A 588-nucleotide genomic window follows, 5' to 3' on the forward strand; every position below is an offset into this window, starting at 1 on the left:
AACCTCCAAGACGAAACCGTCCTGATCAACTGCGCGCCACAGCCAATGGTATCCATCCGAGCAGGGCCGCAGGATTTTGGGCGCCGCGCGTGGTAACGTCGGTTCATGGAGATCGATGAGGACAAGATCGACGATGCCGTTTTGGCGCTGTTATGGCTGACGCTGCATAACGAACGTTGTGCCTGGAAGGGCTTCGACTGGGCAACGACGGATCGGCTTCACAAGAAGGGCTTGATCGGCGACCCAGTCAACAAGTCGAAGTCATTGATCCTGACCGATGAAGGCTTGGAGCGTTCGGAAGCAATGTTCCGGGAGCCGTTTACGCGGCAACCGCAATCTCCGCCGCCTTGATCCTCTTCCACTCCCAGGGCAACAGCTCGTGCAGGCGGGAGACGGGAAGATCCGCGATGCGGGCCAGCACGTCTGCAAGCCAAGCCTTCGGATCGATATCGTTGAGACGGGCCGTCGTGATAAGGGTCAGCATGATGGCAGCCCGGACCGCGCCACGATCGGAGCCGGCAAAGGTCCAATTTTTTCTTCCGCAGGCCACGCCGCGCAGGGCTCTTTCCGCCGCGTTGTTAAAGGGTA

The 588-nt window shown here is 59.5% G+C and carries 2 protein-coding genes; one reads left to right on the plus strand and one right to left on the minus strand.

Translation table 11 applies throughout. The features are described from left to right. The first annotated feature begins 105 nt into the window (after positions 1 to 105). Complete coding sequence (locus PDO_RS17250; RefSeq protein ID WP_007604895.1) at positions 106 to 351, plus strand: DUF6429 family protein; 246 nt, start codon at positions 106 to 108, stop codon at positions 349 to 351. On the opposite strand, the gene PDO_RS17255 is transcribed toward PDO_RS17250, so the two are convergent. Continuing rightward, positions 320 to 588: IS66 family transposase (locus PDO_RS17255; RefSeq protein WP_007604898.1), on the minus strand; the 269-nt coding region annotated here is incomplete at its 5' end. The two genes, PDO_RS17250 and PDO_RS17255, sit on opposite strands and share 32 nt — an antisense overlap.

It is taken from the genome of Rhizobium sp. PDO1-076, from assembly GCF_000247475.1.
Lineage (GTDB): Bacteria > Pseudomonadota > Alphaproteobacteria > Rhizobiales > Rhizobiaceae > Allorhizobium.

Coding starts and splice junctions, on each gene's coding strand:
- PDO_RS17250 (WP_007604895.1), top strand. CDS start 106: ATGGAGATCGATGAGGACAAGATCGACGATGCCGTTTTGGCGCTGTTA.